Raw genomic sequence first — 1,708 nt, forward strand, 5'->3', positions numbered from 1 at the left:
GCCTTGCCATGCATTTTTTCAGTTTTACGTCGCAGATGGTAAACTCTCTTGCCAGCTCTACCAGCGCAGTGCAGACATATTTCTGGGGGTTCCATTTAATATTGCCTCCTATGCCCTCTTTACCCTGATGATAGCCCAGGTATGTGGCCTGGAACCCGGAGAATTCATCCATACCTTCGGAGATGCGCATATCTACAATAACCACCTGGAACAGATTCACCTCCAACTCAGCCGGGACCTGAGACCTTTGCCCACCATGACCTTAAATCCGGAAGTGACGGACCTGTTTGCCTTCCGGTACGAAGACTTCACTTTGGAGAATTACGATCCGCACCCCCATATCAAAGGGGTTGTAGCGGTCTGAATTTCTGGAAGCGTAAACCATACGCCGAAGTGTACTTCCGAACCACAAACGCATAAAAAAACCCCGCCATCAGGCGGGGTTTCTGGTGCTTTGCAACAAGTTCTGTTACAGTTCCAGGACCGCGTTTTCCGCCCCGGCAAAGTCATTCCACTGGTACCGGTCAGCAGAGTCGTCATTGACGAATTCTCCATCGATCAGGTAACGGAATTCAAACGACTGTTCCTTAGGAAGGTCAAAAGTTCCCTTAAAGGTGCCATTCTTGAGTTTTTTCAGCATGCTTCCCTTTGGATTCCATTCATTGAAGTCTCCAACGACAGCTACTTTTTTTGCATCTTCTGCAGGTACGGTAAATGTTACCTTACATACAGGTTTCGATTTCAGGTATTGTTTTCTTATTGCCATGATAAAAATGATTTCAGTAATTTGCCGACAAAGCAACACATAAAACCCTTAAAAGACAATTGGTTAGCAAATATTTGTGGATTTCGTAAAATTAAATTTACAAACTGTTCATTTATATAAAAACACCTAGGTAAGATTATGAGGTTGATAAGTGTCAGGATGCCGATTTCAGAATCTCAAGAAGTTTATCCAGGTCATTTTCCGTATTGTAACAGTGAAAACTGAGACGGATTCCCCCACCCCGGGCTGAACACACAATATCATGTGCTTTCAGGTGCGCATAGCGGCCACCGGGTTCCGGAATATTAAAGATCGTGCTGTGCCTTTCCCCTTTAGATATGTAATCAGGCAGTAGCCCCCTGTTGCCCAGAGCCTGTTGTACTTTTCGGCTCATTTCCCGGTTGTACTGATCCACGGCATCCATTCCCAGAGCCTCCAGCAATCCCATCGCGAAGTTCAGGCTGCCAAAATTCAGGGTATCCAGGTGCCCCGGCTCAAAATGCTTCGAGAATCGGATTTCATCCTTTCTGGAAAGATCCGCGTTTACCGAATTAAAGCCCGTTGACAGGGCCTGAAACGCGTTTTCTGCTTCCGGACTAAAAAGCATAAACCCATTGCCATTGCCCCCAAGGAGCCATTTATAACCACTCGCCCCCAGGACATCGATACCCGAGTCCTCAAAATCCAGTTGAAAGGCTCCTGCGTATTGGGTAGCGTCGGCAATAATGAGCAGATCCGGAAAACGCTCCTTAACCCTTTTCAAAAAGTCAGGAGAAATGAGAACACCATCTATCCACTGTACCATGGAAACGGCCAGCACCCGGAAAGGCGACTGAGACAACACCTCGAGTATCCGCTCTTCCAGTCCGGGCCCGGAAGGTACCTCCCGCACGGAAAACCCCCGGCTATGAAAAGGCCAGGTCAGAGAAGGATAGTCGCCCT

At 47.5% G+C, this 1,708-nt stretch carries 3 protein-coding genes; 1 reads left to right on the top strand and 2 read right to left on the bottom strand.

Annotation, left to right across the window (positions count from 1 at the left end; translation table 11 throughout):
* Nucleotides 1–364, top strand: a 364-nt coding sequence (gene thyA / locus WBV75_RS08000; RefSeq protein WP_424120109.1) for a thymidylate synthase, incomplete at its 5' end; no start/stop codon positions are given.
* Between the two features lie 105 nt (nt 365–469).
* On the opposite strand, the gene WBV75_RS08005 is transcribed toward thyA, so the two are convergent.
* Together WBV75_RS08005 and WBV75_RS08010 are read right to left on the bottom strand one after the other, a co-directional pair.
* Nucleotides 470–766 (bottom strand): isoamylase early set domain-containing protein, encoded by a 297-nt coding sequence (locus tag WBV75_RS08005; protein ID WP_424120110.1) that lies wholly within the window; start codon nt 764–766, stop codon nt 470–472.
* 154 nt (nt 767–920) lie between these two features.
* A partial coding sequence (locus WBV75_RS08010) for an aminotransferase class V-fold PLP-dependent enzyme (protein ID WP_424120111.1) occupies nt 921–1,708 on the bottom strand: 788 nt, incomplete at its 5' end.

Source organism: Robiginitalea sp. (assembly GCF_049588695.1).
In the GTDB taxonomy this organism is placed as follows: Bacteria; Bacteroidota; Bacteroidia; order Flavobacteriales; family Flavobacteriaceae; genus Robiginitalea.

What these genes read in the sequence shown, in the direction of transcription:
- WBV75_RS08005 (WP_424120110.1), bottom strand. Translation starts at nt 766, where the DNA reads ATGGCAATAAGAAAACAATACCTGAAATCGAAACCTGTATGTAAGGTA.